Below are 26,200 nucleotides of genomic sequence, written 5' to 3' on the forward strand. Positions count from 1 at the left end.
GATGAAATCATCGGGCACGGCACCGTGCCCGGCGCTCTCGCGGCACCGGCATGCGCCCGGGTCCCGCTCGCGCAGGGCCATGAGCGGCAGACCCCTGGCAGCGGGCAGGATGCGGAGTCTGGCCGTGCACGACGCGGCTTGTCCCGGCTTGCCGGGAGTCGCACCCCGTCGACCAGCGCGGCGGGAACCACGATGCCTGCGTCTGCGGATGCATGCATGCATGCGCGCACGCAACGCACCCGCTGGCCGTCATTGCGCTTCGTGGATGCGCGCTGCGCGTCCTTGTTTTTTCTTTTTTCTTCGAGGAACCCCATGACCAAGACCGAGAGCACCGCCTGGCACCAGGACATCGCCCATGTGGTGCATCCCTATTCGAACCTCGATGCGCACAGCACGCTCGGCCCCACGGTCATCGCGCGCGGTGACGGCTGCTACGTCTACGACGAGCACGGCAAGCGCTACATCGAGGGCATGTCGGGCCTGTGGTGCGCATCGCTCGGCTTTTCCGAGAAGCGCCTGGTCGATGCGGCGACCAGGCAACTCAACACATTGCCCTACTACCACCTGTTCAGCCACCGTTCGCACCCGCCCGGCATCGCGCTGGCCCAAGCGCTCACGGCCGTCGCGCCCGAAGGTTTGAACCATGTGCTGTTCTCCAGCTCGGGTTCGGAGGCCAACGATGCCGCCGTCAAACTCATCTGGTACTACAACAACCTGCTGGGCCGTCCGCAGAAGAAGAAGATCATCTCGCGCCTGCACGGCTACCACGGTGTGACGGTGGCCTCGGGCAGCCTCACGGGTCTGGCGCATGTGCACCGCGATTTCGACCTGCCGCTGCCCCGCGTGCTGCACACCGACTGCCCGAGTCACTATCACTTCGGCCTGCCGGGCGAATCCGAGCCAGCGTTCACGCAGCGCATCACCGACAACCTGGAGCAACTGATCCTCGAGGAAGGCCCCGAAACCGTGGCCGCCTTCATTGCGGAGCCGGTGAGCGGCGCGGGCGGCGTGATCGTGCCACCGGCCGGTTACTTCGAGCGCGTGCAGGCGATTCTGAAGAAATACGACATTCTTTTCATCGTCGACGAAGTCATCACCGGTTTCGGCCGCACCGGACGGATGTTCGGCTGCGAAACCTACGGCCTCCAACCCGACATGATGACCGTGGCCAAGGGTCTGTCGGGGGCCTACCAGCCGATCTCGGGCCTGCTGCTGACGGACGCCATCCACGACACGCTGCGGGCCGGCAGCCGCAAGCACGGCGCCTTTGCCCACGGCCTGACCTATGCGGCGCACCCGGTGGCGGCTGCGGTGGCGCTCGAGACGCTGCACATTTACCGCGATCGCGACATCGTCGGCCATGTGCGCGAGGTGGCGCCGTACTTCCTGGAAAAGCTCGATGCATTGGCCGAGCATCCGCTGGTCGGACAGGTGCGCGGCGTCGGTCTGATCGCGGCCGTGGAGATCACGGCCGACAAGGCCGCCCGCAAGCCCTTCGAGCCGACGGCCGGCATGGGCGCATGGATCCAGAACCGGACCATGGAATACGGCGTGATCGTGCGCACCATCGCCCATTGCGTGGCGCTGTGCCCGCCGTTGATTTCCGAGCGCCAGCATATCGACGAACTGTTCGGCGGGCTCTCGCGTGCGCTCGACGATGCGCTGGTGCATGTGCGCGCGAACAAGTAAATCCGGGTCCCCCGGCGGAGACATTCATGTACGAAACGCTTTCCCTTTACATCGACGGCGAGTTTCTCCAGGGCGACGGCCGCGTCGAGCAGGACGTGTTCGACCCGGCCACGGGTGAGCGGCTCGGCCGCCTGCCGCACGCCAGCCGCGCCGACCTCGACCGCGCACTTGCCGCCGCGCAGCGCGCCTTCGAGAGCTGGCGCACCGTGTCGCCGATGGAGCGCAGCGCCATCTTGCGCAAGGTTGCTGAACTCAGTCGTGCCCGCGCCCAGGAGATCGGCCGCAACATCACGCTCGACCAAGGCAAACCGTTGGCCGAGGCCGTGGGCGAGGTGGTGCGCTGCGCCGACCACTGCGACTGGCATGCGGAGGAGGGGCGCCGCATTTACGGCCGCGTCATTGCGCCGCGCCTGCCCAGCGTGCGGCAGTTGGTGCTGCGCGAGCCGATTGGCGTGTGCGCCGCATTCACGCCCTGGAACTTCCCGTACAACCAGGCCATCCGCAAGATCGCGGCCGCCGTTGCCGCAGGCTGCACGATCATCATCAAAGGGCCGGAGGATTCGCCCAGCGCGGTGGTGACCATCGCGCGCCTGTTCCACGAAGCCGGCCTGCCGCCGGGCGTGCTCAATGTGGTGTGGGGTGTGCCGAGCGAGGTGTCCGAATACCTCATTGCCTCGCCCATCGTGCGCAAGGTCTCGTTCACCGGCTCGGTGCCGGTGGGCAAGCAGATCGCAGCGCTGGCCGGCAGTCACATGAAGCGCATCACGATGGAACTGGGCGGGCACTCGCCGGTGATCGTCTGCGACGACGCCGACGTCGAGCGCGCCGCCGCCATGCTGGCCACCTTGAAGTTCACGAACGCAGGGCAGGTCTGTGTCTCGCCGACGCGCTTTTACATCCAGGAAAAGGTGTGGGACCGCTTCATGGCGCGCTTTACCGAGGCGAGCCGTGGCGTCAAGGTCGGCGCCGGCATCGCGCCGGGCACCACCATGGGCCCGCTGGTGCATGCGCGCCGCGTGAGCGCGATGGCGGACTTCGTGCAGGACGCCAGGGAGCGTGGCGCGCGCATCGAGGTCGGCGGCGAGCGCATCGGCGACATCGGCCACTTCTTCGCGCCGACGGTGATCGTCGCGCCGCCCGACGACGCGCGGATCATGCAGTCCGAGCCGTTCGGCCCGGTGGCGGCCTGCGTGCCGTTCAAGGCGCTCGATGAGGCCATCCGGCGCGCCAACAGCCTGCCCTACGGGCTTGCGTCATATGCATTCACCGCGTCGAGCAAGAGCGCGCTGCGCATCCAGAACGGCATCGAAGCCGGCATGGTGAACATCAACCACTTTGGCCATGGCCTGCCGGAACTGCCCTTCGGCGGCATCAAGGACAGCGGCATAGGCAGCGAAGGCGGCACCGAGACCTTCGACGGCTATCTGCTCACCAAGCTCGTGACGCAGATGGACTGAAGGCTGAAGGCGCCCCAGCGCGCCGCGTCCGACACCCGTTGCTTCCTCTGCGTTCCAAAGGAAATCCGATGAGACATGCCCTGAAAGCCGTGGCCGTCTCGGCCATGATGTCGGCCATGATGTCGGCCATGGTATCGGCCATGGTATCGGCCATGGTATCGGCCATGATGTCGCCGGGCGGCGCGCACGCCGCCACGCCGGCGGACACGCTCGTGATCGCGCGCGACATCAGCGCTTTCCTCTCGCTCGATCCGCAAGAGGCGTTCGAGATTGCCTCCGGCGACACGCTGAACAACCTCTATCTGCGGCTGGTGCAGCACGACCCGCGCGATTTCCGGAAGATCATCCCGGGTGCCGCCGAGCGTTGGGAGGCTTCGGCCGACGGCCGGCAGGTGGTGTTCAAGATCCGGTCCGGGCTGAAGTTCCAGTCCGGCAATCCGCTCACGGCCGAGGACGCAGCGTTCTCGCTGCGCCGTGGGGTGCTACTGGGCAAGCCGCCGTCGATCATCCTGCGCCAGTTCGGCTGGTCCAAAGACAACGTCGGGCAGAAGGTGCGCGCCGAAGGCGACAGGCTGATCGTCTCGTTCGACCGGCCCTATGCGCTCGATCTCGTGCTCAGCGCGTTCAGCGCCGCCATCGCCTCGGTGGTCGATAGCAAACTGGTCATGGCCAACGCGCGCAATGGCGACCTCGGCAACGCCTGGCTGCGCACCCGCTCGGCGGGCGCCGGCGCCTACAGGCTGCTCGAATGGAAGGCCAAGGATGCCGTGGTGATCGAAGCCTTCCCCGGCTACGCGGGCGGCGCCGCGCCGCGCATCAGGCGTGTGATCGTGCGGCATGTGGCGGAGGCGGCGGCGCAACGGCTGCTGCTGGACAAGGGCGATGTCGATGTCGCCGCCGACCTCAACCCCGACCAGGTGCGGGCCATCGCCTCGAACCCGGATCTGAAGGTGGTGCAGGTGCCGCGCGACACGGTGTTCTACCTGGCGCTGAACCAGGCCAACCCGACCCTCGCCAAGCCCGAGGTCTGGCAGGCCGCGCGCTGGCTGGTCGACTATGACGGCATCGCCAACCAGCTCTTTCGCGGCCAGTACAAGGTCAACCAAGCGCCGGTGGCGCAGGGCATGGCCGGCGCCCTGCCGGAGCGGCCGTACAAGCTCGATGTCGCCAAGGCCAAGGCGCTGCTCGCCAAGGCGGGGCTGGGCGGCGGCTTTACGGTGTCGGTCGACGCGATGGCGGCCACCCCCTACCGCGAGATCGCGCAGTCGCTGCAATCGACCTTCGGCCAGGCCGGCATCGTGCTCGACCTGCGCGTGGCCGAGCCCTCGCAGGTGCTGACCCGCTACCGCGAGCGCCGCCACGACATGATCGTGTTCGTCTGGTCGCCGGACTATTCGGACCCGAGCTCGACCATCGAGTTCTTCGCGCGCAACACCGACAACGGCGCAGGCGTTGCCAACAAGAACGCCGCCTGGCGCAACCACTGGCTGATTCCGCAACTGACCGTCGAGACCGAGCAGGCTTCGCGCGAGATCGATCCGCCGGCGCGCGTGCAGCGCTACGGCCACTTGCAGCGCGTGCTGCGCGACGATTCGCCGTTCGTCTTCATGATGCAAAAGGACGATCCGGTTGCGATGCGCAAGAACGTGCAGAACTACGGCGGCGGCGTGACCTTCGACTCGACGCACTACCACATCATCGAGAAGAAATGAGCGTGGGCGAGGTGGCGATGCAACCGCAAGCCGCTGACCCCTGCGAACGGCTGCCTGCGATCGCAGCGCCGCCCGCGCACAGCGCGTGGCGCCGCCGGGTGCGCTGGCTGGCCGGGACGCTGTCCACGGTGCTGATCACGCTGGCCGGGCTGCTGCTGGTCACATTTTTGCTCGGTCGCGTGCTGCCCGCCGACCCGGTGCTGCGCGTCGTCGGCGACCGCGCGCCACAGGATCTGTACGACCGCGTGTACCGGGAGATGGGCCTTCATCGCCCGTTGGCGCAGCAGTTCGCGCTGTTCATTGGCGACATGGTGCGCGGCAACTTCGGCAAATCGTCGGTGACGGGCAACCCGATCGGCGAGGACATCCTGCGCTACTTTCCGGCGACCGTCGAACTCGCAACGCTGGCCATCGTGCTCGGCGTGCTCGGCGCCATCCCGCTGGGCGTGCTGTGCGCCCGGTATGCCGGGCGGTGGCCCGACCATCTGGTGCGGGTCGCGTCGCTCGTCGGCCACTCGGTGCCGATTTTCTGGCTCGGCATCGTCGGCCTGCTGGTGTTCTATGCCCGCCTGGGCTGGGTGGCGGGGCCTGGCCGGCTCGACGTGGCCTACCGCTACGCAGTGCCCGAGGTGACGCGGCTGATGCTGGTGGACAGCCTGCTTGCCGGCGAGTGGGAGGTCTTTGGCAACGCGCTGTCGCACATCGTGCTGCCGGCCGCGCTGCTGGGCCTGGTGGCGCTGGGCTATGTGGCGCGCATGACGCGCAGCTTTCTGCTGTGGCAACTGCGCCAGGACTACACCACGGTGCTGCGCCTGAAGGGACTGAGCGAATCGGCCATCTTGTGGCGGCATGCGCTGCGCAACGCAGCCGGGCCGATTCTCGCGGTGATCGCGCTGACCTACGCCTACCTGCTGGAGGGCGCCGTGCTGACCGAGACCGTTTTCGCCTGGCCGGGGCTGGGCATGTACATCACCGATTCGCTGTTCGCCGCCGACATCCCGGCGGTGCTGACGGCGACCTTGCTGGTCGGTCTGATCTTCATGCTGATCAACATCGCCAGCGAGCTGATCCAGTCGGCGCTCGACCCGAGGACCCGCCGGCCATGAACCGCCTGACTGACGGCCTGCGCTGGCTCGCCTCGGACATGCCCGCCACGCGCGCGCAGGCGCGTCTGGGCGCGGCCTATCGGCTCCTGCGGCGGCTGCCGGGCCAGCCGATCGGCGTTGCCGGCTTGGGGCTCGTGGGCCTCATCACCGCGCTTGCGCTGGGCGCGCCGCTGCTGCCGCTGGCCGACCCGGCGGCCCAGTCGCTCGGCGACCGGCTGTTGCCGCCTTCGGCAGCGCACTGGCTGGGCACCGACACGCTGGGGCGCGACATGCTGTCGCGGCTGGTCTTTGGCGCCCGGCCCACGTTGGCCATCGTGGCACTCGTGCTGCTGGCGAGCGTGCCGGCCGGGGTGCTGATCGGCGCGGCGGCTGGCCTCTGGGGCGGCTGGGTCGAGACGGTGCTGATGCGGCTGGCCGACCTGTTCATGGCCTTCCCGCGACTGATCCTCGCGATCGCCGTGGCGGCCACGCTCGGCATCGGCCTGTGGAGCGCCGTCATCTCCATCGCGCTGACGGGCTGGCCGCCCTATGCGCGCGTGGCGCGGGCCGAGGTGGCGATGGTGCGCCAAGCCGAGTTCATCCAGGCGGCACGCGCGCTGGGCGTCTCGCACCTGCGCCTGTGGCTGCGCCACGCATTGCCGCTGTGCCTGCCCTCGGCCGTGGTGCGCGCGGCGCTCGACGCGCCGGGCATCGTGCTGATCACTTCGGGCCTTGGCTTTCTCGGCCTGGGCCTGCCGCCGCCTGCGCCCGAATGGGGCGCCATGGTGGCCGAAGGACGCGCCATCGTTTTTGAAGCCTGGTGGGTGTCCAGCCTGCCGGGTCTGCTGATTCTGGCGCTGGGCCTGGGCTTGAATTTCCTCGGCGACGCGCTGCGCGATGCCGTCGATCCCGGCGTCAAGTGAGCGCCGCATGGCATGAACACCGCAACCACGGCCACGGCAAGCCAGGCGGGCGAATCACCGCTGCTGGAGATCGACAACCTGCGCATCGCGTTCGCCACGCCGCAGGGCCGGACGCAGGCAGTGCGCGGCGTGCGCCTGCGAATGGGACGGGAACGCCTGGCGGTGGTCGGAGAATCCGGCTCGGGCAAGTCCATCACCTTCCTGGCGCTGCTCGGCCTGCTGCCGGACAGCGCAACCGTCAGCGCCGACCGCATGCGGTTCGACGGGCAGGATCTGCTGGGCCTGGGCGCGCACGCCCAGCGCGCGTTGCGCGGACGCCGCATCGGCATCGTGGTGCAAGACCCGCGCCAGGGCTTCGACCCGCAGATGAGCATCGGTCAGCAACTCGCCGAGATGCTGCGGCTGCACGGCAAGGCGCCGCGCCAGGGCGTGCATCGGCGGGTGCGCGAACTGCTGGCCGACATGCATATCCGCGAGCCGGGCCGGGTCGCCGACCTCTACCCGCACCAAGTCTCCGGCGGCATGGCCCAGCGCGCGATGCTGGCGATGATGCTGTCGGCCGAGCCCGACCTGCTGATCGCCGACGAGGCCACCTCGGCGCTCGACGCCGTGGCGCGCCATCACATGCTCGCGCTGATCGACGAACAGGTGCGCCTGCGCGGCATGGGCCTGATCCTCATCAGCCACGACCTCGACCTGGTCGCCGGCCATGCCGACCGCGTGATCGTGATGTACGCAGGCCGCGTGCTGGAAGAACTCCCGGCCGCCGGCATGGCGCTGGCCGCCACGCACCCGTACACGCGCGGCCTCATGGCCTGCCGGCCTGCGCTGCAGCGCCTCGGCGCAGCACTCCCCGTGCTCGACAGGGACCCTGCATGGCTGCATTGAATCCGCTGGCGCTGAGCGTGTCCGACCTCGTCGTGCGTCGCGGCAACGCGGTCGTGGTCGCCGGCGTGTCCTTCGGCGTTGCCCATGGCGGCAGCCTGGGCATCGTGGGCGAATCGGGCTGCGGCAAGAGCACCATCTTGCGCGCCATCGCCGGCATCGACACCGGCTGGCAAGGCCGCATCGCGGCCCTGGGGCAGCCCATCGGCCACCGGCGCAGCCTGGCCGACCGCCGCGCCATGCAGATGGTTTTCCAGGACCCGCTGGCCGCGCTCAACCCGGCGCACACCGTCGACGAGGCCCTGCGCGAGCCGTTGCTGGTGCATCGCATGGACGACCACGAGCGGCGTGTCGCCGAAGCCTTGCGCACGGTGGCGCTGCCGCCGGCGGTGCGCTTTCGTTTTCCCGGCCAACTCTCCGGCGGCCAGCGCCAGCGGGTGTGCATTGCGCGCGCGCTGCTGGTCCAGCCGAAGGTGCTGCTGCTCGACGAGCCGACCTCGGCGCTCGATGTGTCGGTGCAGGCCGAAGTGCTGAACCTGCTCTCGCGCCTGCGCCGCGAGCATCGGCAGGCATTCGTGCTGGTGAGCCACGACCTGGGCGTGGTGGCGCACATGTGCGATCACATCGCCTTCATGGCCGGCGGGCGCTTCGTCGAGATGCTGACGCGCGCGGAGCTTGTCGCGCGCCAGGTGCGCTCCGACGCGGCGCGCCAACTGCTGGCCGCGTCCGGCGCGTAGGAGGAGGAGAAAGGAGAAAGGAGGAAGGAGAACAAGAGTTTGGTCGCCAACGTGATGTCTTCGGGAACGCCTGCCTTCTTGCTGCCTTCTTTCTGCCAAATGGGGTCTTCGGCCCAGGCGCGGGGCAAATCGAGCGCCTCGTGGAAGCGGATGGTGATGGTGGTTTCTTCGCCGGCGCTCAGGTTCCAATGCGGCGCTGCGCGCCTGATGCAGCAGGCGTGGCAGTGGCGCCCGGTGGGGCCGGATCACGATGACCGCGTTGCCCCCTTGCCACCCTCAGAACCAGAAGGAGCCCGACTCGACCTGGGGCGGCGCCTGCCCGACGATGGACAGCGGCATCTTCGCTGCGGCGCCAAGGGCGGTGATGTGGCCGTCGGCCAGCCCGTCGGCATCGTACTGGCCGCCGTCCTGGATCTGAAAGTCCAGCCGCGTGCGCCCGCCTTCGCTGGTCACTTTGCCGCCGTAGGGTTCGCTGGCCAGGTTCACCCAGGTGCCGGTGCTGTCCTTGACCCAGTAGCCGTTGACGCCGAGCGCCGGGTCTACATACAGGCTGAAGCTCTCGGTGTAGCGGCCTTCGGACAGGCCGACCCTGAATTGCGTCAGACCGAGTGGCATTTCCATGCCCTTGGGCAGGCTGGCGGGGGCATCGTTGCGCACCAGTTCGGTGATGCGCGCATTGCTGCCGGGGATCAGTTTGCCGTCCTGGCTGCCGGCCACCAGGGTCAGGTCGCGGGTCGAGCCGACGGCGACCTGCTGGCTATCCTGGATACCGTCGCCGTTGCCGTCGCCATCCGGGCCGGCCGAGCCATCGGGGCGCAGCAGGCCGGGGGCCTGGTCCTCCTGGGCGTTGGGCACACTGTCGTGGTCGGAGTCCAGCGTATCCGTCGCATCGTCGTCAAAGTACTTGGGTGATTTACGACGGTCGGCGTCCGTTCTATTCGTACCTGTACCTGTACCTGTGCCCGTCCCGGTTTCCGTGCCAGTGCCAGTGCCAGTGCCAGTGCCAGTGCCAGTGCCAGTGCCAGTGCCAGTGCCAGTGCCAGTGCCAGTGCCAGTGCCAGTGCCAGTGCCAGTTCCAGTTCCAGTTCCAGTTCCAGTTCCCGTACCCGTACCCGTACCCGTACCCGTACCCGTACCCGTCGTATCCGGGCTGAGGTTGGTCACCGACCTGGCCGCAAAACTGGCCGCGTCGTGGCCGCTGGCGGTACCGGTGCCGGCTTCCTGCACCGCTTGCAGGTCGTTGCCGGTGCTGGGGTCGTTGTAGGCGACGGTCACCTGCTGGCCCTTGCTTACCGCGCGCTCCAGTGTCAGCGTGACGGTCTTGGCCGCTGCATCCACGGCCACGCCGGTGACGCTGTTGCGCACGCCACCGACCAGCACCACAAAGGCATCGTTGGGCGCGGTATGTGCCTGCTCCGGGTCCAGCGCGGTTTCATCGCTGTAGCGCAAGACCAATTGCCTGCCGTTCACCGTGGCGTCGTTGACGACAAAGACTTTGGTGTCGATGACGATGGAGTTGTTGAATGACACGGCACCCGTGCTGATGTTGCCGACGCGATCTCCGATGCCGTCCAGATTTATTCTGATCGAGCTGCTGGTGCGCGACAGGTTGGCCGTGGGGGTGAAGGTGGCTGTCCAGATGCGGCTGTTGGAGCCGGCAACCGGCGTCGGGTCGCTCACAGAACCGTTGAGGATTTGAAAGGCCTCTTTGGTGACGTTACTGACGCTCTCGTTGAAGGTGAGGGTGACGGTGGCGGTTTCGCCAGCGGTGAGGCGCTGTTTGTCAAACATGGCGCTGGTGAGATAGGCCTCCTGGGTGTCGATAGTGAAGTTGCCGCTGGTGCCGGTGCCCACCCCGGCGTTGCCCAGCGCGTCCCGGACGCCGGCGAGGCGCACGCTGATGGCGTTGTCGGCGCTCTCGATGTTGGGCCGGGGCGTGTAGCTGGCGATCCAGACCCTGCCGTCGGTGCCGACCGGCGTCAGAGCGCCCAGCGTGCCTTTGCTGGTGTCGTACTGAACGTCGTTGAGATCGAAGCCGGTGACGCGCTCGCTGAAGGTGAAGGTGACGGTGGCGCTTTCGCCAGCGGTCAGGCGGTTGTCGCTGATCGTCACCGTGACCTCGGGCGGCTTGGTGTCGATGCTGAAGTTGCCGCTGCTGCTGGTGCCCACGCCGGCGTTGTCCGTTGCGTCCCGGACGCCGGCGAGGTTCACGCTGATGGTGTTTTCGGTGCTCTCGATGTTGGGCCGGGGCGTGTAGGTGGCGGTCCAGACCCTGCCGTCGGTGCCGACCGCCGTCAGAGCGCTCAGCGTGCCTTTGCTGGTGTCGTACTGAACGTCGTCGAGATCGAAGCCGGTGACGCGCTCGCTGAAGGTGAAGGTGACGGTAAAGGAATCGCCGCCCTTGACGGTGGTGGCAGGCTGCCCGGTGATGGCGACCGTGGGCAGCACACCATTGTCGATGTTGTAGCTGACAGCCGGGAGGTTCACCCAAGAGTTGCCCGTCCCGTTCCGTTGACTGTCCCAGACTGAGTTGCCTGCTTCATCGGTGATGCCGGCGAGGTTTATCCGTATCTGATTGCCATCGAGGCCCGACGCGGGCCGGGTAGTAGGGGCCTGCAGGTCAACCTGCCAATAGCCCTGCTCAGCGCCGTAGTAGACGATGCGCAGGTTGCTCAAAGTGCCCTTGCCGGCGTCCACCTGCAGGTCTTCGAGTGTGAAGTTGTAAATGGCCAGCGATTCGCTAAAGGTGATGTTGATGGTGGTTGTTTCCCCGAGGCGCAGATCGCTTTTGGCGATCGAGGCATTGACAACGGTGGGCCGCACGGTGTCAACGGAGAAGATGTCGCTGATTGCGTAATCGGCGTCGTCGGCAACATTGCAGGCGATGCTGTAGAGGGAACGTTGCACGTTCGCGGTAGGCGTGAATGTGGCGGTATAGACACGCTGACCATTGATGACTCCACGATTGACGAGGCTGTGTACGGTGCCGCCCGCGATGGTTTCGTTGATCGCGAACGCCTCGGTCCGGACGGTCAGGCTTTCGAGGGAGAGGGAGTAATTGGGATTGGTGAAAGTAAACTTGAGCTCGGCGGTCTCACCGATTTTGATGAATTTCTTGTCGATGGTGATGGTGGCGGCCATGGCGCTTTCCTTTCGATGCGACAAGGATTACGCTGATGCGCTGATGCGCTGATGCGCTGATGCGCTGATGCGCTGATGCGCTGATGCGCTGATGCGCTGATGCGCTGATGCGCTGATGCGCTGATGCGCTGATGCGCTGATGCGCTGATGCGCTGATGCGCTGATGCGCTGATGCGCTGATGCGCTGATGCGCTGATGCGCTGATGCGCTGATGCGCTGATGCGCTGATGGATGCAGGGGGAGGGCGACGATCACGGGGCTTTCCTTTTGACGAATGGGCGGTGGATGCAAGAGCCTGTCGGGGTTCGTTCGCCCCTCGTGGCCAGGGCCACGGCGGACGGGGGTGTCAGCGATGCCCGTCGTCCGTCCGGTGGGCGGCGCAACGGCTTGCATTGGTGACAATGGTGAAACAAATTTCGCTGAGAGAAATATAGCCCGGCGGCAATCCGTCACCCCAGCCCCTGCTGCCTGGTGGTTTTGTCATGGGTCAAGGTTCGCGCAAAAGTCCTGTCTGCGCTTCGCGTTCGATTTGCCAGAGCCTAGAACCAAAACCCATGCGACTCGACCTGGGGCGGCGCCTGCCCGACGATGGACAGCGGCATCTTCGCTGCGGCGCCAAGGGCGGTGATGTGGCCATCGGCCAGTCCGTCGGCGTCGTACTGGCCGCCGTCCTGGATCTGGAAGTCCAGCCGCGTGCGCCCGCCTTCGCTGGTCACCTTGCCGCCGTAGGGTTCGCTGGCCAGGTTCACCCAGGTGCCGGTGCTGTCCTTGACCCAGTAGCCGTTGACGCCGAGCGCCGGGTCCACATACAGGCTGAAGCTCTCGGTGTAGCGGCCTTCGGACAGGCCGACCCTGAATTGCGTCAGACCGAGCGGCATTTCCATGCCCTTGGGCAGGCTGGCGGGGGCATCGCTGCGCACCAGTTCGGTGATGCGCGCATTGCTGCCGGGGATCAGTTTGCCGTCTTGGCTGCCGGCCACCAGGGTCAGGTCGCGGGTCGAGCCGACGGCGACCTGCTGGCTGTCCTGGATACCGTCGCCGTTGCCGTCGCCATCCGTGCCGGCCGAGCCATCGGGGCGCAGCAGGCCGGGGGCCTGGTCCTCCTGGGCGTTGGGCACACTGTCGTAGTCGGAGTCCAGCGCCCCAGACCCTCCAGACCCTCCAGACCCTCCAGACGCCCCAGACGCCCCAGACGCCTCCGGTGTGGCGGGTGCGACCGGGGACGGGGTGAGGTTGGTCACCGGCTTGGCCGCGAAGCTGGCCGCGTCGTCGCCGTCGTTGACCTCCTGTAGCGCTTTGCCGTCGCTGGTGTCGGTGTCCTGGTAGGCGATGCTCACCTGCTGGCCGGCAGCCACGGCGCGGGCCAGGGTCAGCGTGACCGTCCGGGCCGCTGCATCCACCGTCACCCGGCTGACGTCGATGCGCGTGCCATCGACCAGCACGGTAAAGGACTCGTTGGTCGGGGCGCGGTCCGCGTTCCCGTCGAGATCCGTTTCGGTGCCGTAGCCCAGCACCAACTGGTCGCGGTTCACCGTGGCGCTGCTGAGCGCAAAGACCATGGTGTCTACGGTGTACCGGAGCGAGTAGGTGTTGTTGGCGACGGTGTTGCCTGCGGCATCCCTGACATTGGCCAGGTTCAGGGTGAGCTGGCTGTTGGTGGAGGGGTAGGGGCGCTCCAGCCTGGCCGTGGGGGTGAAGGTGGCGGTCCAGGTTTTTCCGTCGGTGCCGACCGGCGTCAGGTCGCCGAGCGTGCCGTTGGCCCGGGACAGGCCGATGTTCTCTTTCGTGAAGCCGGTGACGCGCTCGCTGAAGGTGATGGTGATGGTGGCGGTTTCGCCAGCGGTGAGGCGCTCGTCGCTGATCGTCACGTTGACCGTGGGGCGCACGGTGTCGATGCTGAAGTTGCCGCTGGTGGCGGTGCCCACGCCGGCGTTGTCCTGCGCGTCCCGGACGCCGCTGAGGTTCACGCGGATGGTGTTGTTGGCGCTCTCGGTGCCGGGCTGGGGCGTGTAGGTGGCAGTCCAGACCTTGCCGTCGGTGCCGACCGCCGTCAGAGCGCCCAGCGTGCCTTTGCTGGTGTCGTACTGGATGTCCTCGGTACCAAAGCCGGTGACCTTCTCGCTGAAGGTGAAGGTGACGCTCATCGTCTCGCCGGCCCGCAGGATGGTCGCTGCCGGCGCGATGGTGACCGTGGGCGGCAGACCGTCGTCGATGTTGTAGCGGGCCGGGAGGCTCACCCCCCGGCCCGAGCCTGCGTTGCCCGCGACATCGGTGATGCCGTCGAGGTTGATCCGTATCTGGTTGCCATCGAGGCCCGTCGCGGGCCGGGTGGCCGGGGCCTCCAGGTCGACCAGCCAGGTGGTGGCGGCAGTGGTGGTGGCCGTGGTGTCGGAGGGGGCGACGCGCAGGTTGCTCAAAGTGCCCTTGCCGGCGTCCACCTGCAGGTCTTCGATGGTGAAGCTGCTGCGGGTCACCAACTCGCTGAAGGTGATGGTGATGGTGGTTTTTTCCCCGAGGCGCAGGTCGCTTTTGGCGATCGAGGCACTGGCAACGGTGGGTTTCAGAGAGTCCACTGTCATGGATTTAACGTAGTACTGGGCGCTGTCGTCGCTGCCGGCGTTGCCTGCCAGGTCCTTGAAAGTAGAGAGATACATGCCTATGTAATTAGTGCCATTGGCAGCCTTGGGCCAGTATTGGTAGATCCATGTGCGACCACCGTTGTCGGGGGTACCTCTGCTATAGCCACCTTCGGCGGAGGAAAAGATGGTGGCGCCGGCGGTGTCGTCGGAGACAGGCTCGCTGAAGGTGACATAGATGGTTGTTCTAGCTCCACTGCCCGGGATGACGGAGGGCATATCGAAATTGACGATGTAGGGCCGCACGTTGTCAACGGTGAAGGCAGCGCTCTGTGCGAGCACCCCCCCGGCATCGTTGTTCACGGTGATCGTGCAGTCGGCGCGCTGTGTGGCTGCTGTGGTGGGTGTGAATGTGGCTTGCCAAACGCGGGACTGTCCGGGGGGGAAGGCGACGGGGGTGGACAGCGTGCCGCCAGTGACGGTGATCTTCTCTGGCAAAAGGGCATAGTCGGCATCGAAGGTGAAGGTGACGGTGGCCGTCTCTTTGGCGTTGAGAACGTTGTCGCTGAGTGTGATGCTGGCCATGGTGGATATCTGGAATGGGAAGTGGGTTGTGGTTGATCGGGCCTTGAGTCATCCATCGTGGCCGGGGCCATGGCGAGGCCCCTCGTTCGCCCGGGGGCAAGAAACATATGGATGCTTGTGACGCTGTTGACATGCCATGATAATACATTTTGGTATCTTTGATTCAGGATACATTTGATCCAAATCACAGTAAATTGGACTATCTGACACAGGCAAATGGCATTGCCTTGTACCCCATCTTTGGCTGCGTATTCCCACTGCTCGATGCCAGTCCCAGTCGGTTCGAGCGCATGCTTCATGCGTGGTGGATGGGCCGCCTGTGTCCCTGGCTGGAGGGGGCAACATGCGGCCATCGATGGCAAGTGCTTGCGCGGCCCGCATGACGGCGCGCACAGCCCGATCCACTTGGGTTGTCGGCGTGCAGCGGCACGGCCGGCCTGACGCCGGGCCAGGTGCGCATGGCTGATGCACGGCGACAAAAGCCGCGAGATCACCGCCATTCCGGAACTGCTGCAAGCCCTGGACATTCAAGGCGCGCGATCGCCCCTTTTTGCCGGCGGCGCGGCGCGTTGGCGCTACGATGGCGCCATGCCCGCCAACCCTTGCGCTTGCGCAGACCATCCTTTTGCCGATGTGCAGGTGCTGGCCTTCGATGTCTTTGGCACCGTGGTCGATTGGCATGGCAGCATCGTGCGCGAGATGCAGGCGCTCTACCCGGCGGTAGATGCGAACGCCTTTGCGCTGGCCTGGCGCGCGCGCTACCAGCCGGCGCTGGCGCGGGTCAGGGCTGGCGCGCAGGGCTGGGCCGTGCTCGACGAGTTGCACCGCGCGATGCTCGAAGAGATCTTGCCGCGCTTTGGCCTGGCGCATCTGTCCGAGGCCGAGCGCCGGCAGCTCAGCCGCGTCTGGCAGCGGCTCGACGCCTGGCCCGACAGCGTGGCAGGGCTGGCGCGGCTCAAGACGCGGTTCATCATCACCACGCTGTCCAACGGCAACATCGCGCTGCTCACCCGCATGGCCAAGCGCGCGGGTCTGCCATGGGATTGTGTGCTCAGCGCCGAGTCGTTCCAGGCCTACAAGCCCAGCCCGGCTGTGTATCGCGGGCTGGCGCGGGTCTTTGACCTGCCGGCGCAGCAGTTGGCATTGGTCGCGGCGCACCATGAGGATCTGGCCGCTGCGCGCGACTGCGGCCTACGCACGGCCTATGTGGAGCGGCCGCTGGAGTTTGGCGCCAGCCAGGTCAAGGATGTCGCGCCGCAGCCGGGCAATGGGCTGCACGCCAGTTGCCTGCTGGATTTGGCGCGGCAGTTGGGCTGCTGATCATTCCATGGCTGAATCATCCGTGCGCTTTGCCGGCGCCGCTTGCCGTGCATCGGGCCTGCCGTGCATCGGTACTGTCTGCGCTGCGCCTTGGCGTTCGCGAACGATTTGGAAATGGCATCAGATCGCCACCAACTGGCGGATGCCCCGGGCCTGCATCTGGCTGCCCGGGCCGCGCGCGATCACTGCGCCGCGCTCCATCACCAGGTACTCGTCGGCCAGTTCCTGCGCGAAGTCGTAGAACTGCTCGCACAGCAGGATGGCCATCCCGCCCTGGTCGGCGAGCTTGCGGATGACGCGGCCTATGTCCTTGATGATGCTCGGCTGTATGCCTTCGGTCGGCTCGTCCAGGATCAGCAGGCGCGGTCCGGGGGCCAGCGCGCGGGCGATGGCCAGTTGCTGTTGCTGCCCGCCCGACAGATCACCGCCACGGCGCCGGAGCATCTGCCCGAGCACGGGGAACAGTTCGTACAGATGCGCCGGCACCGGGGTGGCGCCGCTTTTGTACGCCAGGCCCATGCGCAGGTTTTCTTCCACCGTGAGCCGGCCGAAGATTTCGCGGCCCTGCGGGACATAGCCTATGCCGGCGCGGGCGCGCTGGTACGGTGTGGCCTGGTCGATGGCCTGGCCGTCCAGGTGGATGCTGCCGCTGCGGATCGGCACCAGGCCCATCAGGCTTTTGAGCAGCGTGGTTTTGCCCACGCCGTTGCGCCCGAGCAGCACCGTGACCTTGCCCGGCGCAGCGCTCAGGCTCACGTTGCGCAGGATATGGGAGCCGCCGTAGAACTGGTTGATGTCCTGGACCGTGAGCATGGTGGTGGTTCATGGTGGTGGTTGTATGGTCTTTGCGCGCCGCTGCTGGCGCATGGTGCGGATGCGCTGCTAGTGTCGCGTCACCGATCATCTGTCGGTCTGCGCTGGCCATCGAAGCGCATCGCGGCGTTGCATCGCTTGCCAATACGCTCGGTATGGGCTGCGCGATGCGCCTTGCGCTGCGCTCCGATGGCTGCGCGCAGCCTACGACATCTGATCCGTGACGCGACACTAGCCATGCGTGCATGTGCCGGATCGCGCATCATCGCCCCAGATAGACTTCGATCACCCGCTCATCGGCCTGCACCTGATCGAGCCGGCCCTGCGCCAGCACCGCGCCATCGCACAGCACGGTGACGATTTCCGCGATGCTGCGGATGAAGCCCATGTCGTGCTCGACCACCATCAGCGAGTGCCGGCCGCGCAGGCTCAGGAACAGCTCGGCGGTGCGCGCCGTTTCTTCATCGGTCATCCCTGCCACCGGCTCGTCGAGCAGCAGCAGTCGGGGGTCTTGCATCAGCAGCATGCCGATCTCCAGCCATTGCTTTTGGCCGTGGCTGAGCTTGCCGGCCTGGCGCGTCACGCTGTCGGCCAGGTGGATGGTGTGCAGTATTTCTGCGAGCCGGTCCGATTGCCCCGAATCGAGCCGAAAGAACAGGCTTGCCTTGACGCCCTTGTGGGTCTTCAGGGCCAGTTTCAGGTTCTCGAACACCGACAACTGCTCGAACACCGTGGGTTTCTGGAATTTGCGCCCTATGCCCAGGCTGGCGATCTCGGGCTCGCTGTGGCGCAGCAGGTCGATGGTCGAGCCGAAGTACACCGTTCCGCTGTCGGGCCGGGTCTTGCCGGTGATGATGTCCATCAGCGTCGTCTTGCCGGCACCGTTGGGGCCGATGATGCAGCGCAACTCGCCCGGCGCGATGTCCAGGCTCAGGTGGTCGATGGCCTTGAAGCCGTCGAAGCTCACGCTCACGTCTTCCAGGTACAGGATGCGGCCATGGCTCAGATCGACCTGGCCGGGTCGGGCAATGTGCGCAAAGCCTGCGCCACGGCCGCCCGATGCGGTCTGCCCCGGCGCTGCCCGGGCCTGCCGGGCGGCCATGCGCCGCGCGCCCTCGGCCATCAACTCGGGCGTCATGGCCAGGCTCCGAGCCGGTTTTTGCATTGCCGGACCAGGCCCATGACCCCGCCGGGCAAGAACAGCGTCACGGCAATGAACAGCGCGCCCAGAAAGTACAGCCAGAACTCCGGCGCCGCCACCGTGAGCCAGCTCTTGGCGCCGTTGACGATGAAGGCGCCGATGATCGGCCCGATCAGCGTGGCGCGCCCGCCGACGGCGGCCCAGATGGCGATCTCGATGGAGTTGGCCGGGCTCATCTCGCCGGGGTTGATGATGCCCACCTGCGGCACATACAGCGCCCCGGCCACTGCGCACATCATTGCGCTGATGGTCCAGATGGTGAGCTTGTACGGCAGCGGCGCATAGCCCGAGAACATCACGCGGCTTTCGGCGTCGCGCACGGCCTGCAGCACCAGGCCGAACTTGCTGCGCACCAGGGCGCGCGCCAGCACGAAAAAGCCCAGCAGCGTCAGGCCGGTGAGCACGAACAGCAGCATGCGCATGTTCTGCGTGGCGATCGGCTGGCCCAGGATGCGCTTGAAGTCGGTAAAGCCGTTGTTGCCGCCAAAGCCGGTCTCGTTGCGAAAGAACAGCAGCATGGCCGCATAGGTCATGGCCTGGGTGATGATGGAAAAGTACACGCCCTTGATGCGCGAGCGAAATGCAAAGTAGCCGAACACCCAGGCCACCAGTCCCGGCACGGCGACGATCAGCACGAGCGTGGCGGCAAAGCTGTCCGACAGCGCCCAATGCCAGGGCAGCGCCTTCCAGTCCAGGAACACCATGAAGTCGGGCAGCGCGCTTTGGTAGTTGCCGTCGCGCCCGATCTGGCGCATCAGGTACATGCCCATCACATAGCCGCCCAATGCGAAAAACAGGCCATGGCCCAGGCTCAAAATGCCGGTGTAGCCCCAGATCAGGTCCATCGCCAGCGCGCAGATGGCATAGCACATGATCTTGCCCAGCAGCGCCACGGTGTAGTCGGACAGGTGCAGCAGGCTGCCCGCAGGCAGCCACAGGTTGAGCACGGGGGCCAGCGCGCAGACCGCGAGCAGTGCCACGGCGCAGGCCGACCAGCCGGCGCGGGTGAACAGCGGCGCTGGTGCCGGCAGTTGCAGGGGGGAGGTGATCATGTCAGTGCTCCATGACCGATGCAGCGGGCACGGCCCGCGCCAGGGACGGCGCTTTCATCCTGCGCGAGGGCAGGGGCCGCGGGTGTCGTCGGCGTCGCCCGAGCCGCCCGTGCGCGAGGGTGGGAACCGTGGCCATCATTCAAAGCTGCGCCCTTTGGCGGCAAAAATGCCCTGCGGCCGCTTCTGGATGAAGATGATGATGAACACCAGCACGGCAATCTTGGCCAGCACGGCGCCCGCCCAGCCTTCCAGGAACTTGCCCAGCACCCCCAGGCCCAGGGCCGCATACACGGTGCCGGCCAACTGGCCCACGCCGCCGAGCACCACCACCATGAAGGCGTCGACGATGTAGTTCTGGCCCAGATCCGGCCCGACATTGCCGACTTGGCTGAGCGCGCAGCCGGCCAGGCCGGCGATGCCCGAGCCCAGCGCAAAGGCCAGGGTGTCGATGCGCGCGGTGTTCACGCCCATGCAGGCCGCGATCGGGCGGTTTTGCGTGACGCCGCGCACCCACAGACCCAGGCGCGTGCGCGCGATGATCCAGCCCATGCCCAGCAGCACGGCCAGCGCGAAGCCGATGATCACCAGGCGGTTGTAGGGCAGCGTCAGGTTGGGCAGCAGTTGCACCCCGCCACTCATCCACGCCGGGTTTTCCACGCCCACGTTCTGCGCACCGAAGAGCGTGCGCACCAGTTGCATCAGCACCAGGCTGATGCCCCAGGTGGCCAGCAGGGTTTCCAGCGGGCGGCCGTAGAGAAAGCGCAGCACGCCGCGTTCGAGCACCGCGCCCACCAGCGCCGAGGCGGCAAACGCCAGCGGCAGCGCTGCCACCAGGTACCAGTCGAACGCGGCCGGCAGGTATTGCCGGAAAACGCCTTGCACGGCGAAGGTGGCATAGGCGCCGATCATCATCAGCTCGCCATGGGCCATGTTGATCACGCCCATCAGGCCGTAGGTGATGGCCAGGCCCAGCGCCACCAGCAGCAAGATCGAGCCCAGGCTGATGCCCGAGAACAGCGCGCCCAGACGCTCGCCCCAGGCCAGCCGGCCATCGATGGCCCGTAGCGCGGCCTGTAGCGCGGCCTGGACCTGCGCGTCGTCCTCCAGCGCGGCGCGTTCATTGAGCAGCCGGCGGGTGTCGGGCGTGGCGCTGGCCGACAGGGTCTGCGCGGCGGCGCGGCGCAGGCTGGCGTCTGCGCTGCCGAGCATGGCGGCGGCGCGGGCCAGTTCCAACCGGGCACGGATGGGGGCGTGCGTCTCCTGCGCCAGCGCCTTGTCGAGCAGCGCCAGCCGGCCCGCATCGGGCGCGCGCATCAGGGCCTGGGCAGCGGCCAGGCGCCGGGCCGGGTCTTGGCCCAACAATGCCAGGCCGGCCAGCGCGGTGTCGATCTCGCCGCGCATGCGGTTGTTGTTGATGATCTCTTCGGCGTCCTCGGGCAGCGGCGCTTCGGCGCCCGTGACCGGGTCTTGCCCCTGGTCGCCGCGCACGATCAGCGCCTTGCCGGCGGCCAGTTGGACCGCATCGTCGGCCAATGCCTGCAAGAAGGCCGCCGTGCGCTCATCGGCATCGAGCACGGCCTGCTGCACGGCGGCCACGCGCTCATCGGTGCTGCCTGCGGCCATGGCCAGGGCCTGCCCGGCGGTCAATGCCCGGGCCGGGCCGGCGGTCGCGGCCCACAGGGCCAGGCTGGCCCACAGGAGCGGAAAGCGGCGCGGCATGAAACGGCGGGAAGGTGTGTCAGGGCTTGGGGGCTTATTTCTTTTCCGGCTCATCGGGCTTTTTGTCATTGCCTTCGATGTACGGGCTCCAGGGCTTGGCCTTGACCGGGCCGGGGGTCTTCCACACCACGTTGAACTGGCCGTCGGCCTTGATCTCGCCGATGAACACGCTCTTGTGCAGGTGGTGGTTCTTCTCGTCCATCATCGAGGTGATGCCCGACGGCGCCTTGAAGGTCTGGCCGGCCATCGCGGCGATCACCTTGTCGACATCGGTGCTCTTGGCCTTTTCCACCGCCTGCTTCCACATGTGGATGCCGATGTAGCTGGCCTCCATCGGGTCGTTGGTCAGCGGCCGGTCCTTGTGGCCGGCAATGCCCTTGGCCCGGGCGTAGCCGCTCCACTTCTTGATGAACTCGGTGTTGGCCGGGCTTTTGATCGACTGAAAGTAGTTCCAGGCCGCCAGATGGCCCACCAGCGGCTTGGTGTCTACGCCGCGCAATTCTTCCTCGCCCACCGAGAAGGCCACCACCGGCACATCCTTGGCCTTCAGGCCGGCGTTGCCCAGTTCCTTGTAGAACGGCACGTTGGAGTCGCCGTTGATGGTGGACACCACGGCGGTTTTGCCCCCCTGGCTGAATTTCTGGATGTCGGCCACGATGGTCTGGTAGTCCGAATGGCCGAACGGGGTGTATTTTTCGGCGATGTCGCTGTCTTTGACGCCCTTGGCGCGCAGGTAGGCACGCAGGATCTTGTTGGTGGTGCGCGGGTAAACATAGTCGGTGCCCAGCAGCACCCAGCGCTTGGCGCTGCCGCCGTCCTTGCTCATCAGGTAGTCCACGGCCGGGATGGCCTGCTGGTTGGGCGCGGCGCCGGTGTAGAACACATTCTTGGACAGCTCCTCGCCCTCGTACTGCACGGGGTAGAACAACAGGCCGTTCATTTCCTCGACCACCGGCAGCACCGACTTGCGGCTCACCGAGGTCCAGCAGCCGAAGATCACCGCGACCTTGTCCTGCCCGAGCAGTTGCCGGGCCTTCTCGGCAAACAGGGGCCAGTTCGAGGCCGGATCGACCACCACGGGTTCGAGCTTCTTGCCCAGCACACCGCCGCTGGCGTTGATCTCGTCGATCGCCATCAGCACGGTGTCCTTGAGCACGGTTTCCGAAATCGCCATGGTGCCCGAGAGGCTGTGCAGGATGCCGACCTTGATACTGTCCTGCGCATGGGCCGGCAGCGCGGACAGCCCCGCGAGCGCAGCGGCGGCCGCGAGGGTCTTGAGGGAATGACGACGTTGCATGAAGGATTCTCCGGTGGATGGATTCGAGCCAGTGCGCCCGGCCGGCGCCACGACCGGAGCCGGCCTGTCGGGAGCGGGCGCTGGCATGGATTCTGGCCAGCGCTGCCGGCAACGGAAATACGCCGGTTGGCGTATATGGCGCGGGCAAGCCGTCCGAACCAACCCGTGCCATGGCGTCACGCGGGGCTGGCCGCCGGGAGCAGTGCCGTCGATCGGGCACCGGCCGCGTTCATCCGGATCGACCCTGGCCGGCGCCGTGTTCGCGGCATGACGGCGGCCATCGATGCTCCCGGCGCGACGGCTGCGGCCCCGGTAGCGCCGGTGGTGCGCGCCAGCACCACCGGTTCCCGGCATCGAGGCGGCGATTGGCGCCGTGAGAAAATGGCGCTATGGTTGCGCTACCAAGCTGCGCCAGTCAAAAAGGTTCCCCCCATTTCCCCCAATACCAGCCACAAAGCCGATGGATATGCGGCAATCGGACGCCGGCTCGGAGCACCACTACGATTCAATCATGCCAAGTTACAACGCTCCCCTTGAAATCCATGTCCACGGACAGGTTCCGTTGCGTGCCGATGCGAGCTTCGAGCAGCTCCAGGAAGCACTCAAACCGCTGTGGAAGTATGTCGGGGCCCGCTCGCTGACCGATGGCGCCTCCAGCGTCTACGAGGAAGAGCCGGGCATTCAGTTCGATGCGCAGGAGCATCTGCTGCAGATCTGCTGGACGGTGCACGGCGACGAGGATTTTCGCCAGTCGCTCGACGAGATGTGCATGAGCCTGAACGAGCTGGCCGAGCAGGGCGCCGCGATCGAAGTCACGTTCTACGACGCCGGTTTCGATGAAGACGACGAGGAGGGGGAGTCCGAGGCCGATGCGCGCGACGAATTCATCTTGCTGTTCGTCGGCCCCACGCCGGCGGCCATCATGCAGGTGCAGCGCGATCTGCTGGTGCAAGACGTGGTGGACATGATGGAGCGCCACTTCGACGGCGCCGAACTCGGCGGCGTGGTCGCCGAGATCGACAAGCTGTTCAGCCAGCGTTTCGACGCGCTGGTGAACTCGCTGGAGATCGGCAAACCGCCCCGTGGCTCCGGCGGCTCCGGCAGCGGCCATGGCGGTGGCCGCCGTCCGCGCCATTTGCACTAGTGTCGCGTCACCGATCATCTGTCGGTCTGCGCTGGCCATCGAAGCGCATCGCGGCGTTGCATCGCTTGCCAATACGCTCGGTATTGGCTGCGCGATGCGCCTTGCGCTGCGCTCCGATGGCTGCGCGCAGCCTACGACATCTGATCGGTGACACGACACTAGGCACACCAAGCGCGCCCAGGCCCCGGGCAAGCCCGGCGGTCCCGACGACCCGCTGGTGCCATACGGTGCCATCGGGTGCCCACTTGGCGCCCACCTGGCGTCATCTGTCCGATGGCTGCTGCATCAGGGCAGGCAGATGCCGGTGCAGCAATCGGCCGGCAGGCCCAGCCAGCGCTGCGCCGCCGCTTGCAGCATGGCCGCCGGGCCGGTGGTCAGCAGGCGGGTGCCTGCCGTTTCTGCGGCGGCCTGTGGTTCGCGCAACCCATTGCGCAGCAAGCCTGCGGTTTCCAGCAGGCGCCGGGTCTGGCGTGCCACGGGCGCGCCGGTCTCGACGAACTGCACCCCAGGCCCGAGCAGCGCCCGCAGTTCGTCGGTCACGAACAGGTAATGGGTGCAGCCGAGCACCAGCGTGTCGATCTGCCCGGGGGCTTTGCCGAAGGTTCCCATCGCGTGGAGGTAGCGCTGGCACAGGGCGCCGGTCTCGGTGCTGCCGGAGACGGGGGCCGTGGACAGCACGCTGCGCTCGATGGCGTGGGCCAGGCCGTCGCAGGGCTGGAGCACGAAATGGGCCCGATCGGCCAGCGAGGCCAGCAGCTTGCCGAACTTGGCGCTGCCAAGCGTGCCGCGCGTGCCGATCACGCCCACATGGCCCGTCTGCGTGAGCGCGAGGGCGGGTTTGAGCGCCGGCTCCAGGCCGACCAGCGGCAGGCCGGGATGGCGCTGGCGCAGTTCATCGATGGCTGCCGCCGTGGCGGTGTTGCAGGCCACCACCAGCGCCTTGATCCGGTGCTGCGCGCGCAGGTACCCGGTGATGGCCAAGGTGCGCGCGCTCACCTGGGCCGCAGCGCGCTCGCCGTAGGGCGCGTTGGCGCTGTCGGCCAGGTACACGAAGCGTTCCCGGGGCAATGCGGCCCGCAGCGCGTGCAGCACGCTCAGGCCGCCCACGCCGCTGTCGAACACTCCAATGGGCTGCTGCGGCGGCGCGGCGCTGGCGCTGCGACTGTGGCCGTGCTCAGGAGGCTGTGACACCGATGCCCTTGAATTCACCGGTGGCGATGCGCTTTTGCCATTCGGCGGGGCCGGTGATGTGGACGCTGCTGCCGCCGGAGTCCACGGCGACGGTCACCGGCATGTCGACCACGTCGAATTCGTAGATCGCTTCCATGCCCAGGTCGGCAAAGCCCACCACTTTGGCGCTCTTGATGGCCTTGCTCACCAGGTAGGCGGCGCCGCCCACGGCCATCAGGTAGGCGCTTTGGTGCTTTTTGATGGCCCCGATGGCGACCGGGCCGCGCTCGGCCTTGCCGATCATCGCGATCAGGCCGGTCCGGGCCAGCATCATGTCGGTGAACTTGTCCATCCGGGTGGCGGTGGTGGGGCCTGCGGGGCCTACGGCTTCGCCCTCGATCGGGTCCACCGGGCCGACGTAGTAGATGACCCGGTTGTTGAAGTCCACGGGCAGCTTTTCGCCGTTGGCCAGCAGGTTTTGTATGCGCTGGTGCGCGGCATCGCGGCCGGTCAGCATCTTGCCGTTGAGCAGCAGGCGGTCGCCGGGCTTCCATCTGGCGACCTCCTGCCGGGTCAGTTGGTCGAGAAAGACCCTGCGGCTGTGCTGGTAGTCGGGCGCCCAGTCCATGTCGGGCCACAGGTCCAGGCTGGGGGGCGTCAGGTAGGCCGGGCCTGATCCGTCGAGCACGAGGTGCGCGTGGCGCGTGGCCGCGCAGTTGGGGATCATCGCGATCGGCTTGCTGGCCGCGTGCGTGGGGTACATCCTGATCTTCACGTCCAGCACCGTGCTCAGGCCGCCCAGGCCCTGCGCGCCTATGCCCAGCGCATTGACCTTGGCAAACAGTTCCAGGCGCAGTTCCTCGATCTTGTCGAGCCTGGCGCCGCTGGCGGCCTTGGCCTGCAACTCATGCATGTCGAGGTGCTCCATCAGGCTTTGCTTGGCCATCAGCACGGCTTTTTCCGCCGTGCCGCCGATGCCTATGCCCAACATGCCGGGAGGGCACCAGCCGGCGCCCATCGCGGGCACGGTCTTGAGCACCCAGTCGACCACGCTGTCGCTGGGGTTGAGCATGTACATGCTGGACTTGTTCTCCGAGCCTCCGCCCTTGGCCGCCACGATGATGTCCACGGTGTTGCCGGGAACGATCTCGGTCAGAACCACGGCCGGGGTGTTGTCCCGGGTGTTCTTGCGCTCGAACTGGGGGTCGGCCACCACGCTGGCGCGCAAACTGTTGCCGGGGTGGTTGTAGCCGCGGCGCACGCCTTCGTCGATGGCCGCGTCCAGGCCGCCGCTGAAGCCTTGCCAGCGCACGTCCATGCCGACCTTGAGGAAGACGTTGACGATGCCGGTGTCCTGGCAGATCGGGCGCTGGCCGATGGCGCTCATCTTGCTGTTGGTCAGGATCTGGGCCATCGCGTCCTTGGCCGCCGGGCTTTGCTCGCGCTCGTAGGCGCGGGCCAGGTGGGCGATGTAGTCGCCGGGGTGGTAGTAGCTGATGTACTGCAATGCGCCGGCAATGGATTCGATCAGGTCTTCTTGGCAAATGGTGGTCATGGCGGGTGGCTCGGGTGCGGATGATCGTGCTCCCCGGATTATCCGTTGCGCTGCGCCGGCCGCATGGCGCCGCCGGACATGCCGGGCGGCATGGGGCCTGCCTGGCACGACCCGGGTATGCTGCACGCTGGTGTTCCCA

General features: G+C 66.9%; 21 protein-coding genes. 11 read left to right on the forward strand and 10 right to left on the reverse strand.

Annotated elements, in window-relative coordinates; translation table 11 throughout:
* Window positions 1-312 precede the first annotated feature (312 nt).
* The 7 genes from VEIS_RS15550 (at window position 313) to VEIS_RS15580 (ending at window position 8,488) form a co-directional block, all read left to right on the forward strand.
* Window positions 313-1,689: an aminotransferase gene (locus tag VEIS_RS15550; protein ID WP_011810918.1), complete on the forward strand. Its 1,377-nt coding sequence runs from the start codon at window positions 313-315 to the stop codon at window positions 1,687-1,689.
* A 26-nt stretch (window positions 1,690-1,715) separates the two neighbouring features.
* Window positions 1,716-3,146 carry an NAD-dependent succinate-semialdehyde dehydrogenase gene (locus tag VEIS_RS15555; RefSeq protein ID WP_011810919.1) on the forward strand — a complete coding sequence of 477 codons (1,431 nt, stop codon included), beginning with the start codon at window positions 1,716-1,718 and terminating at the stop codon, window positions 3,144-3,146.
* Window positions 3,147-3,214: 68 nt separating this feature from the next.
* A complete protein-coding gene (locus tag VEIS_RS15560) occupies window positions 3,215-4,858 on the forward strand; it encodes an ABC transporter substrate-binding protein (RefSeq protein WP_011810920.1) in 1,644 nt (547 codons plus the stop codon).
* Window positions 4,855-5,964: an ABC transporter permease gene (locus VEIS_RS15565; RefSeq protein ID WP_011810921.1), complete on the forward strand. Its 1,110-nt coding sequence runs from the start codon at window positions 4,855-4,857 to the stop codon at window positions 5,962-5,964. The genes VEIS_RS15560 and VEIS_RS15565 overlap by 4 nt, the downstream gene beginning before the upstream one ends.
* Window positions 5,961-6,866: an ABC transporter permease gene (locus tag VEIS_RS15570; RefSeq protein ID WP_011810922.1), complete on the forward strand. Its 906-nt coding sequence runs from the start codon at window positions 5,961-5,963 to the stop codon at window positions 6,864-6,866. Before VEIS_RS15565 ends, VEIS_RS15570 begins: the two co-directional genes overlap by 4 nt.
* Window positions 6,867-6,878: 12 nt before the next feature.
* Complete coding sequence (locus VEIS_RS15575) at window positions 6,879-7,754, forward strand: ABC transporter ATP-binding protein (protein ID WP_011810923.1); 876 nt, start codon at window positions 6,879-6,881, stop codon at window positions 7,752-7,754.
* Window positions 7,742-8,488, forward strand: a complete 747-nt coding sequence (locus VEIS_RS15580) for an ABC transporter ATP-binding protein (protein ID WP_011810924.1) — start codon at window positions 7,742-7,744, stop codon at window positions 8,486-8,488. Before VEIS_RS15575 ends, VEIS_RS15580 begins: the two co-directional genes overlap by 13 nt.
* A 276-nt stretch (window positions 8,489-8,764) precedes the next feature.
* On the opposite strand, the gene VEIS_RS30640 is transcribed toward VEIS_RS15580, so the two are convergent.
* The 3 genes from VEIS_RS30640 to VEIS_RS24870 form a co-directional block, all read right to left on the reverse strand.
* On the reverse strand, window positions 8,765-11,629 hold the full coding sequence (locus tag VEIS_RS30640; RefSeq protein ID WP_011810925.1) for an Ig-like domain-containing protein: 2,865 nt from the start codon (window positions 11,627-11,629) through the stop codon (window positions 8,765-8,767).
* Window positions 11,630-11,656: 27 nt separating this feature from the next.
* On the reverse strand, window positions 11,657-11,884 hold the full coding sequence (locus VEIS_RS28875) for a hypothetical protein (protein ID WP_049773942.1): 228 nt from the start codon (window positions 11,882-11,884) through the stop codon (window positions 11,657-11,659).
* Window positions 11,885-12,168: 284 nt separating this feature from the next.
* On the reverse strand, window positions 12,169-14,790 hold the full coding sequence (locus tag VEIS_RS24870; protein ID WP_011810927.1) for an Ig-like domain-containing protein: 2,622 nt from the start codon (window positions 14,788-14,790) through the stop codon (window positions 12,169-12,171).
* 588 nt (window positions 14,791-15,378) lie between these two features.
* On the opposite strand from VEIS_RS24870, the gene VEIS_RS15600 reads away from it, so the two are divergent.
* Complete coding sequence (locus tag VEIS_RS15600; RefSeq protein ID WP_049774080.1) at window positions 15,379-16,110, forward strand: haloacid dehalogenase type II; 732 nt, start codon at window positions 15,379-15,381, stop codon at window positions 16,108-16,110.
* A 120-nt stretch (window positions 16,111-16,230) separates the two neighbouring features.
* On the opposite strand, the gene urtE is transcribed toward VEIS_RS15600, so the two are convergent.
* Window positions 16,231-16,923 carry an urea ABC transporter ATP-binding subunit UrtE gene (gene urtE, locus VEIS_RS15605; RefSeq protein WP_011810929.1) on the reverse strand — a complete coding sequence of 231 codons (693 nt, stop codon included), beginning with the start codon at window positions 16,921-16,923 and terminating at the stop codon, window positions 16,231-16,233.
* Between the two features lie 72 nt (window positions 16,924-16,995).
* Here urtE and VEIS_RS30645 point away from each other — a divergent pair, with 72 nt between their 5' ends.
* Window positions 16,996-17,280 (forward strand): hypothetical protein, encoded by a 285-nt coding sequence (locus VEIS_RS30645; protein WP_232287713.1) that lies wholly within the window; start codon window positions 16,996-16,998, stop codon window positions 17,278-17,280.
* On the opposite strand, the gene urtD is transcribed toward VEIS_RS30645, so the two are convergent.
* The 4 genes from urtD to urtA all read right to left on the reverse strand — a co-directional run bounded on the left by urtD (window position 17,186) and on the right by urtA (window position 22,192).
* Window positions 17,186-18,061: an urea ABC transporter ATP-binding protein UrtD gene (urtD, locus tag VEIS_RS15610; protein WP_011810930.1), complete on the reverse strand. Its 876-nt coding sequence runs from the start codon at window positions 18,059-18,061 to the stop codon at window positions 17,186-17,188. The two genes, VEIS_RS30645 and urtD, sit on opposite strands and share 95 nt — an antisense overlap.
* The gene (gene urtC / locus VEIS_RS15615) at window positions 18,058-19,176 is read right to left on the reverse strand and encodes an urea ABC transporter permease subunit UrtC (protein WP_011810931.1); all 1,119 of its coding nucleotides are present in this window, start codon (window positions 19,174-19,176) and stop codon (window positions 18,058-18,060) included. Before urtC ends, urtD begins: the two co-directional genes overlap by 4 nt.
* A 135-nt stretch (window positions 19,177-19,311) precedes the next feature.
* Window positions 19,312-20,895, reverse strand: a complete 1,584-nt coding sequence (urtB, locus tag VEIS_RS15620; protein WP_011810932.1) for an urea ABC transporter permease subunit UrtB — start codon at window positions 20,893-20,895, stop codon at window positions 19,312-19,314.
* Between the two features lie 34 nt (window positions 20,896-20,929).
* Window positions 20,930-22,192: an urea ABC transporter substrate-binding protein gene (gene urtA / locus VEIS_RS15625; RefSeq protein WP_011810933.1), complete on the reverse strand. Its 1,263-nt coding sequence runs from the start codon at window positions 22,190-22,192 to the stop codon at window positions 20,930-20,932.
* Between the two features lie 511 nt (window positions 22,193-22,703).
* On the opposite strand from urtA, the gene VEIS_RS15630 reads away from it, so the two are divergent.
* Window positions 22,704-23,336 (forward strand): DUF6806 family protein, encoded by a 633-nt coding sequence (locus tag VEIS_RS15630; protein WP_041950924.1) that lies wholly within the window; start codon window positions 22,704-22,706, stop codon window positions 23,334-23,336.
* On the forward strand, window positions 23,302-23,487 hold the full coding sequence (locus VEIS_RS28880; protein ID WP_198137873.1) for a hypothetical protein: 186 nt from the start codon (window positions 23,302-23,304) through the stop codon (window positions 23,485-23,487). Before VEIS_RS15630 ends, VEIS_RS28880 begins: the two co-directional genes overlap by 35 nt.
* Window positions 23,488-23,621: 134 nt before the next feature.
* Here the strand turns inward: VEIS_RS28880 and murI are convergent, their stop codons facing one another.
* Window positions 23,622-24,527: a glutamate racemase gene (gene murI / locus VEIS_RS15635; protein WP_011810935.1), complete on the reverse strand. Its 906-nt coding sequence runs from the start codon at window positions 24,525-24,527 to the stop codon at window positions 23,622-23,624.
* On the reverse strand, window positions 24,511-26,061 hold the full coding sequence (locus tag VEIS_RS15640; protein WP_011810936.1) for a fumarate hydratase: 1,551 nt from the start codon (window positions 26,059-26,061) through the stop codon (window positions 24,511-24,513). Before VEIS_RS15640 ends, murI begins: the two co-directional genes overlap by 17 nt.
* Window positions 26,062-26,200 lie beyond the last annotated feature (139 nt).

The sequence above is a fragment of the Verminephrobacter eiseniae EF01-2 genome (assembly GCF_000015565.1).
Lineage (GTDB): Bacteria > Pseudomonadota > Gammaproteobacteria > Burkholderiales > Burkholderiaceae_C > Acidovorax > Acidovorax eiseniae.

What these genes read in the sequence shown, in the direction of transcription:
- VEIS_RS15550 (WP_011810918.1), top strand. Translation starts at nt 313, where the DNA reads ATGACCAAGACCGAGAGCACCGCCTGGCACCAGGACATCGCCCATGTG.
- VEIS_RS15555 (WP_011810919.1), top strand. Translation starts at nt 1,716, where the DNA reads ATGTACGAAACGCTTTCCCTTTACATCGACGGCGAGTTTCTCCAGGGC.
- VEIS_RS15560 (WP_011810920.1), top strand. Translation starts at nt 3,215, where the DNA reads ATGAGACATGCCCTGAAAGCCGTGGCCGTCTCGGCCATGATGTCGGCC.
- VEIS_RS15565 (WP_011810921.1), top strand. Translation starts at nt 4,855, where the DNA reads ATGAGCGTGGGCGAGGTGGCGATGCAACCGCAAGCCGCTGACCCCTGC.
- VEIS_RS15570 (WP_011810922.1), top strand. Translation starts at nt 5,961, where the DNA reads ATGAACCGCCTGACTGACGGCCTGCGCTGGCTCGCCTCGGACATGCCC.
- VEIS_RS15575 (WP_011810923.1), top strand. Translation starts at nt 6,879, where the DNA reads ATGAACACCGCAACCACGGCCACGGCAAGCCAGGCGGGCGAATCACCG.
- VEIS_RS15580 (WP_011810924.1), top strand. Translation starts at nt 7,742, where the DNA reads ATGGCTGCATTGAATCCGCTGGCGCTGAGCGTGTCCGACCTCGTCGTG.
- VEIS_RS30640 (WP_011810925.1), bottom strand. Translation starts at nt 11,629, where the DNA reads ATGGCCGCCACCATCACCATCGACAAGAAATTCATCAAAATCGGTGAG.
- VEIS_RS24870 (WP_011810927.1), bottom strand. Translation starts at nt 14,790, where the DNA reads ATGGCCAGCATCACACTCAGCGACAACGTTCTCAACGCCAAAGAGACG.
- VEIS_RS15600 (WP_049774080.1), top strand. Translation starts at nt 15,379, where the DNA reads ATGCCCGCCAACCCTTGCGCTTGCGCAGACCATCCTTTTGCCGATGTG.
- urtE (WP_011810929.1), bottom strand. Translation starts at nt 16,923, where the DNA reads ATGCTCACGGTCCAGGACATCAACCAGTTCTACGGCGGCTCCCATATC.
- urtD (WP_011810930.1), bottom strand. Translation starts at nt 18,061, where the DNA reads ATGACGCCCGAGTTGATGGCCGAGGGCGCGCGGCGCATGGCCGCCCGG.
- urtC (WP_011810931.1), bottom strand. Translation starts at nt 19,176, where the DNA reads ATGATCACCTCCCCCCTGCAACTGCCGGCACCAGCGCCGCTGTTCACC.
- urtB (WP_011810932.1), bottom strand. Translation starts at nt 20,895, where the DNA reads ATGCCGCGCCGCTTTCCGCTCCTGTGGGCCAGCCTGGCCCTGTGGGCC.
- urtA (WP_011810933.1), bottom strand. Translation starts at nt 22,192, where the DNA reads ATGCAACGTCGTCATTCCCTCAAGACCCTCGCGGCCGCCGCTGCGCTC.
- VEIS_RS15630 (WP_041950924.1), top strand. Translation starts at nt 22,704, where the DNA reads ATGCCAAGTTACAACGCTCCCCTTGAAATCCATGTCCACGGACAGGTT.
- VEIS_RS28880 (WP_198137873.1), top strand. Translation starts at nt 23,302, where the DNA reads ATGGCGGTGGCCGCCGTCCGCGCCATTTGCACTAGTGTCGCGTCACCG.
- VEIS_RS15640 (WP_011810936.1), bottom strand. Translation starts at nt 26,061, where the DNA reads ATGACCACCATTTGCCAAGAAGACCTGATCGAATCCATTGCCGGCGCA.